6 protein-coding genes are annotated in these 7252 nt (G+C 40.9%); 2 read left to right on the forward strand and 4 right to left on the reverse strand.

The features are described from left to right. Positions 1-538: 538 nt before the first annotated feature. Positions 539-1303, reverse strand: coding sequence for an arylamine N-acetyltransferase (locus HF078_RS09180; protein ID WP_169290875.1), 765 nt, complete (start codon positions 1301-1303; stop codon positions 539-541). A gap of 100 nt (positions 1304-1403) precedes the next feature. Here HF078_RS09180 and HF078_RS09185 point away from each other — a divergent pair, with 100 nt between their 5' ends. Continuing rightward, complete coding sequence (locus HF078_RS09185) at positions 1404-1817, forward strand: C40 family peptidase (RefSeq protein WP_169290876.1); 414 nt, start codon at positions 1404-1406, stop codon at positions 1815-1817. Between the two features lie 52 nt (positions 1818-1869). Here the strand turns inward: HF078_RS09185 and HF078_RS09190 are convergent, their stop codons facing one another. Then, entirely contained in the window at positions 1870-3000 is a 1131-nt protein-coding gene (locus HF078_RS09190; RefSeq protein ID WP_169290877.1) for a S1C family serine protease, read from the reverse strand. Positions 3001-3039: 39 nt separating this feature from the next. After that, complete coding sequence (locus HF078_RS09195; RefSeq protein WP_169290878.1) at positions 3040-4221, reverse strand: FxLYD domain-containing protein; 1182 nt, start codon at positions 4219-4221, stop codon at positions 3040-3042. Between the two features lie 432 nt (positions 4222-4653). On the opposite strand from HF078_RS09195, the gene HF078_RS09200 reads away from it, so the two are divergent. After that, positions 4654-5865 (forward strand): cytochrome P450, encoded by a 1212-nt coding sequence (locus HF078_RS09200; RefSeq protein WP_169290879.1) that lies wholly within the window; start codon positions 4654-4656, stop codon positions 5863-5865. Positions 5866-5945: 80 nt separating this feature from the next. Here the strand turns inward: HF078_RS09200 and HF078_RS09205 are convergent, their stop codons facing one another. Further along, a complete protein-coding gene (locus HF078_RS09205) occupies positions 5946-6758 on the reverse strand; it encodes an N-acetylmuramoyl-L-alanine amidase (RefSeq protein WP_169290880.1) in 813 nt (270 codons plus the stop codon). Positions 6759-7252 lie beyond the last annotated feature (494 nt).

Consider the following 7252-nt stretch of genomic DNA (forward strand, 5'->3'; position numbering starts at 1 on the left):
CCTATGAGGACAATGTTTCCTCCTTTTTAACCGTGGAGGGCGTCATTCGCTCTCTATGAGGACAATGTTTCCTCCTTTTTAACCGTGGAGGGCGTCATTCGCTCTCTATGAGGACAATGTTCCCTCCTTTTACACCGTCCAGGGTGTCATTCGCTCTCTATGAGGACAATGTTTCCTCCTTTTACACCGCGGAGGGCGTCATTCGCTCTCTATGAGGACAATGTTCCCTCCTTTTCAACCGTCGGGGGCGTCATTCGCTCTCTATGAGGACAATGTTCCCTCCTTTTACACCGTGGAGGGCGTCATTCGCTCTCTATGAGGACAATGTTTCCTCGTTTTCAACCTTCCGGGGAGTCATTCGCTCTCTATGAAGACAATGTTCCCTCGTTTTCAACCTTCCAGGGAGTCATTCGTCCTCTATGAAGCCATCCCAGCTTTTCACTCGCGGTGGGAGTCATTCGTTAAAGCAAGTCTAAAAGGGAAAATGCTACTCTTCCTTTTAGACTTGCTCCACCATAAAAATTACCGTGAACTCCCTCTATCCCTTCCGCTTTCGGTATATCTCCTTCGCTCGCAAGTATACGCTGTAATCTGCACCAAACTTTTCTTCTATCCAATATCGCATCTGCTCGTCGGTCAATTCTTCTTCCACATGTGTTTGATCTTTAAATCGTCGAATGGAATTTTCCCGCAACTGATAAGGGACCCCATCAATATAACCAAACATCCTCAGGCTATGAAAAGAAAACCCCTCTTCCCAATTATGGGAATCTAGCAAAGGACCCTTCATATCATCAAATGTAACAGGTTTTAATCCTAACGATTTAGTAGGGCCCGGGTTACGCTCGACCAACGCCTCATCCCCGTTTACCTGATAACGAAAGGTCTCCATATCCGTACTCACTTCAAACGAGGTATGCAATGGAAACGCCTCAAAAAACGGGGCACAGTAACCAACATCCACATAATAGGGCTGTTCCAACTCTACTTGTAAACAAAGATGACCAGGCGTCATATACAAGTAATCAGCTTTAAATCCAAGCTCCTTCAGCAAATAATGAAAACCAATGGCCAATGTCCAGCAAGTACCACCTGTTCCTGTCTTTATGACTCTGTCCACATATTCCTCCATACTTGGCAGATAAAAATCCTCCTGCTTCCTTTCCTCAAAATCAAGAAACTTTGTCCATGTTTCCCATCTTACCTTAGTCTGGTGAGCAGCAATCAATTCATTTAAAAATTCAAGACTCGTTTCTTTTTCCTCTACACCTAAATAATCCAGGAATTTATCTTTTACACTCATATTCCTACCTCCAATAAAAAAAGTCTCTAGAATGTCCAAGCAATCCTCTATGATCTTTCATCTATTAATATAGCAGTTAATGAAAGAAGGAGAATCTAATATGTCTCTACAAAAGGAAAACCGAATTATTAAAAGTGGAATGGAATTACTCGGTACACCATATGTTTTTGGTGCGAATCCCGGGCAGACGGATAGATTTGATTGCAGTTCCTTTGTTCAATATGTATATGGTGCACATGGCATTATTTTACCGAGAACTTCAAGACAACAGTATCTAATAGGCAAAACTGTCCCACTATCCTCTGTCAGGCGAGGAGATCTTCTGTTCTTTACTACTCCCAAACGTGCAAAATTAAAGGGATTGAACAAAATTGGTCATGTAGCTATCTTCATTGGTAATAATTCCATCTTACACACATCCAGGGTGGAAAAGAAAGTGGCAATTGCTTCTTTGGATCCTTATTGGAGAACAAAACTGGTTGGCGCAAAACGGATAGTTGGGGATTCTAAGTGAAAATGAGTATATAAAAAGGCCACAGCATAAATCGCTTGGCCTCTCTATGTTTCTATTCCATACTCTCCCGCTTCTCTGACAGTATTTTCATCTGATCATTCTCGAGTCCCAATTCAAAGGTAACCTTAAACTTCTTGTAAGAAACTCCTTTTTCGGAACGCTCCTGGGCAGTAATGACCGTGATAACTTCCACGTTGTTGCCATTCTGTTTAGAAAGCAAATCATCTACTTCAATGGTTAAGAAATCCAAATATCCTGCACGAAAATCCTCATACGATGTTTTAGATTGCCAGCTGCTTCCTAGCAACGAGTAGGCTGTCACATAGTCTCGATAGTTGATGCTTTCGTAAAAATAATTAACAAGATATTCTGCAATGTCGACATTAGTTGATGTTTCCCCAGCACTATTGCCGGTTGTGTTGGCTCCAATCCTTGGAAGTGATTCCATTGGAGACTCTGACCAGCTTTCTACCATCGGCATGACATTCACTAAGGGAATGCTGAAGCCGATAACGCCTTGATCCATGGTAGCAGAGTTAATTCCTACCACTTCCCCTGTTTTTGTATCGATAAGTGGCCCGCCACTATTTCCTGGAGCAATTGGTGCAGAAATCTGGAAAACATCCTCATACTTGAATGAATCAATTTCAAACTCCCGGCCAACACCACTTATAATCCCTGTTGTGACTGTATTTTGCAGACCTAAAGGACTTCCCAAGGCGATAACATCATCGCCTAGTTCTGCTTTTCTAGTTTCTGCAAGTTTGAAGGGTGTGGTGCCTTCAAGCTCTGGAACGCGCACTACAGCAATATCCGTATCTATACTGATCCCAATTACTTCCCCTGTTAGTTCCTTAGAATCCGCAGAGGATACTTTCACGTCTTTTGCATTCGCTACGACATGGGCATTGGTAATGACATCGCCTTTATTGTTGTATAGAAATCCTGATCCAAACGATCCGTCGGGTAATTCAATTTTCACAACCAACTTTTGAGATTCAAATATTATCTCCTTTAATGCCTGAGGGACATTCTCTTTTTCTACTACTTCCGACTCTAGGTATAGTTTAGACGGAGCAGTTAGTTGAGCGGGAACAGTATTTTTAATATGAAAATATCCAATAATCCCTCCACTAATTAAAATTATTGTCATGATGATACTGATGAACCATCTTACTTTCATTCCTACACCTTCTTTATGTTTGGCTGTTTCGGTAACGTTCTACTCTTCTACAACCCATGTGATGTTCTCTATTTCCACTGTCACATCTTCAAATACACCATAATAATAGTCTTCAAATTTCCCTTTTTTACCTGGCTCCAATTTGAATGGGTAAACGGTAGTAAAGCCTGTGTCTAATACATTTTTATCTTTGCTTAGAATATTATAGTAGACGGTAATGGAGGACACAGTTGCTGACACGATATTCTTTACTTCTCCAGTGACAGTCATCCCTCCGACTTCATCCTCTTCTGCCTTAAAATTGACAATTTCCAGGGCTGCGTTTTTATTTTTCAAATCTTCTTTCGCTGCAGCTTCCATAGCCTTTTCTATTCGATCAAATTCCGCCTGCTCAAACTCTTGACGGGACTGCTCAATTTTTTCTTTCAAAGATAGTAGTCGCTTATCATTCACCGCATATTGAAGCCCTCTGTCCGCTAGAGTCATCGCATTGGTAAATTGCTTTTGCTCGATTTTCTCTTCCGCATCCTCCACAGTAAGCTGTACAATGCGATTTAATATCTGCTCTTTTACCGCTTTCCCTTCTTCTGAGGGGATGGAAGAAATGACGGCAAGCTTTCTTGAAAGATCATCCACTGTCTTTAGCTGATTGAGTTCATTATTTATTTTTCCGACCTTAATCATGACATCCTTTTCAGATACATTTTCTTTTAATGGCTGAATCAATGGTCCATCTAATCTAGTAATTTTCTCTCGGAGCCTTGTCAGGTTTTTTTCGGCATCTTCAAATTTCTTCGTTTTGATTTGCTCTTTAACCTCCTCTAACTCCCCGTTAACCTCTTCCGCAATTTTCACCACTTCCAAGTTGTTTCTTAACACATGATAAGATGGTCTTATTTCCATGGCACCGGCCAACTCTTCCTTTGCCATGTCATATTCCCCTTGCAGGGCCAAGTCTTCTGCTTCTTTTTTTATGGCAAGCACTTCTGCATTGACACTTTGTTCATGATTGTAATACCACCCAATGGTTCCAGCAATCACCACTAAACTAATAATGGGAGGTAAAAATGGCATATATGTAAAATGCTTTTTCTTATTTTTCCCTCTACCTTCTAACCATTGCTCTTCATTATGTTCCATTTCATCCTTCAGGTTCGCTCCACAATTAAAGCAAAAATTTGCATCGGATGTCACTTTCCTACCACATTTGTGACAAAACATTCTATATAAGCCTCCATCACTCTATGTAATTAACTCGTCATAGTTATTACACCATTTTACAATAGATTGCTAGATAAGTGTCAAATGAGCTCGGTATTTCTGGAGAAAAAAGGTAGAAACTTTTTCCTTTTTTGTATTTTCATCAAGGATTTCCTCGTTTTTTAGCGAATGGTTAATGTTGAGAAGTTATCGAGGCCACTGAAAAACTGATATCATAAAGTATTTTGTATTTTCGAGCTGTTGATTGGAGCAAAAGGCGAAGACTCCTGAGGGAGATAGCGCTAGGTGGAGACCCCGCAGGCGTAGCCGAGGAGGCTCCAGCAGCGCCCCTAGGAAAGCGAAGCCATTTGCGGAAATCTACAGCGGTGTTTATAAAAATACTAAAATCAAGACTTTTTCAGTGGCCTCGCAGTTAACGAGGGAGGTATTTTAATGAGTGTACAAACAGATCCTGTAAAAGCATTTATAGACAATCCATATGGAATGTTCAAACAAGCAAACGAAATCAATCCCATTCAGTGGGTTTCATTTTTCAATGTCAATGGATGGTTGATAACAGGATACAAGGAAGTAGAATCCGTTTTAAAAGATTCCAGATTTATAAAAGAAATAAGAAACATTGTGCCCGATGAGCAAATGCCACCTATCCCACAAACATTACTGCCAGTTGTGATGCTCAATCGGAACATGATGCTTTTCCGAGATGCACCAAACCATACCAGGCTACGTGGGCTGGTCAATAAAGCTTTTACTCCAAGGATGACCGAGCGACTGCGACCAACTATTGTAGAGATGGCAAACTACCTTTTGGATGCAAGAAAAGGTAAGGTGGAACACGAACTTATTCGTGACTTTGCATATTCCCTACCCGTCATGGTCATCACAGAATTAATCGGAGTGCCAAAAGAGGATCGCGAGCGATTCCGCGTCTGGTCTGATTCCTTCGTTACATTTATTGATTTTAATACAACCCAAGCTGATTTAGAAGCGGTAGCCCCATACCTAGAGGAGGCAGACCGTTACATGCGTAACCTGATTGCGGCTAAACGTGTGAATCCAGGAGAAGATTTATTGAGCGGACTCATAGCTGTTTCCGACTCTGGAGACAAGTTAAACGAAGATGAACTTGTAGCGACTTGTTTGTTACTATTAATAGCTGGCCATGAAACAACCGTAAATCTAATTACAAACGGCTACCATCTGTTACTTACGCACGAAGATGAAATGAAAAAGCTTCTAGATGACCCTTCCTTGATTGGAAATGCGGTCGAAGAGATTCTGCGTTATGATCCACCGGTCCTGCTTACCTCAAGGTGGGTAGGCGAGGATATGGAATTTGGTGGACAACAACTAAAAAAGGCACAGACGGCACTTATTGCTCTAGGTGCAGCAAACCGTGACCCTAACATTCATGAGGATCCTGATGTTTTTAATGTATCGAGAGAAAATGTGAAGCACCTTTCCTTCGCATCCGGACCTCATTTTTGCTTAGGAGCCCCACTTGCAAGACTAGAAGCTGTCATAGCATTGGAGGTACTTCTCCAACGTGTACATGATGTAGAAATACTTGAAGAACCGGTTAGAAGAAATAATATTGTATTTCGCGGGTTTGAGGCGTTGAAGTTTAGAGGGAGAGTAGAGTAGGGAGTTGTTATAAATATGTAAAAGTGGTCCTGTATTTTATTAACCCGATACACGGACCACCTCCCTTATACTACTTTATATTACCCAATATACTCTTTTACTTTAGCGGCTGTTTCAAAACGATCTCTTCCCGCTAGCAGAATTATGCGGTCAGCCTGTAATCCATCTGTGTTACCACCCACAACTAATAATTCTTTTGCCAATTTAACATTCTCCGCTACCCTTCTTGTATAGATAGGAGCTTTTACATAATTCGCTAACAATTCCGTTACTGGGAAATCTGCAAAACTGTTAATTACAATGGCTCTTTCTAACACAAAATCTTCCTCCTTCAATTTTAAGTTATACGTTTCTACTAGACCTTCAATAATAGATTGGGCACAAAGTTTCCTGTAAGCAGCTGACTTCAATAGCGCAGCTTCTTCCTTGTTCGTCATAAAACCGCATTCAACTAGTATAGAGACTGCTGTAGTTTCTCTTAACATGTGAAAATTTTCTGCCTTCACTCCTCTATCTGGCCTTTTCGTATTGGCGATCAATCTGTTTTGGACGTTTGTTGCCAACGTAACATCCATAGGAGGCCTTGTCGTATATACAAATGTCTCAATACCTTGAACTTTATTCCATCCACCATTACCAAAAGCATTTGCATGGACATCAATATGCACATCAGCATCCCAACTATTAGAACGGTTCGACCTTTCTTGAAGAGGCACATCTCTTTGTCCAGTTGGATCATCAAGTCTTAATTGCAAGACGTCTTGATATTGATCAAGCAATTTAATTGCTTCTACCACTACGGCGCTATTAAATTCCCATTCTCGCATTCCGTCAGGTGTCCTTTTCCCAGGCGTATTAAAACCATGTCCAGCTGACCAAGATATTCTTACCATAGATTTCACTCCTTTCAATATACATTTTATTCCAGCTAGTCTTAAAGGTTCTGGGTGGAGCACATTCAGAGGACAAGGTACAGGTTTAATAAAGGGGGAGGCTACTGGGGGCGGAAGTGTTATGGTAATTGATTTTTTGAGGGGGATTTAAGTAGAATGTATGGACACTTGTTTAAATGGACTGCTTCTAATAGGTCGTTTTGGCAGGTGATTTTTTAATTGTCCGAAGATTTTCGAAAGTTGACCGAAGTTTCCGGAAAGTTGACCGAAGATTTGGAATTGTTGACCGAAGTTTTTCAAAATTTGACCGAACCAAAAAATTGAATGACCGAACCCATAGTAAAAGTTGACCGAACTACCCAGTTGAATGGAGGTAGTATGAAAAGTGGACATTGGGATTGGCGTCATGTTTTAATCAAAACTAACAGATAAAAGGACGTGTTAAACATGACGAAAAAGAAAAGCTACTCTCCAGAGTTTAGGGAATATGTGGT

This window comes from Bacillus sp. RO2 (assembly GCF_012911845.1).
In the GTDB taxonomy this organism is placed as follows: Bacteria; Bacillota; Bacilli; order Bacillales; family Bacillaceae_I; genus Sutcliffiella_A.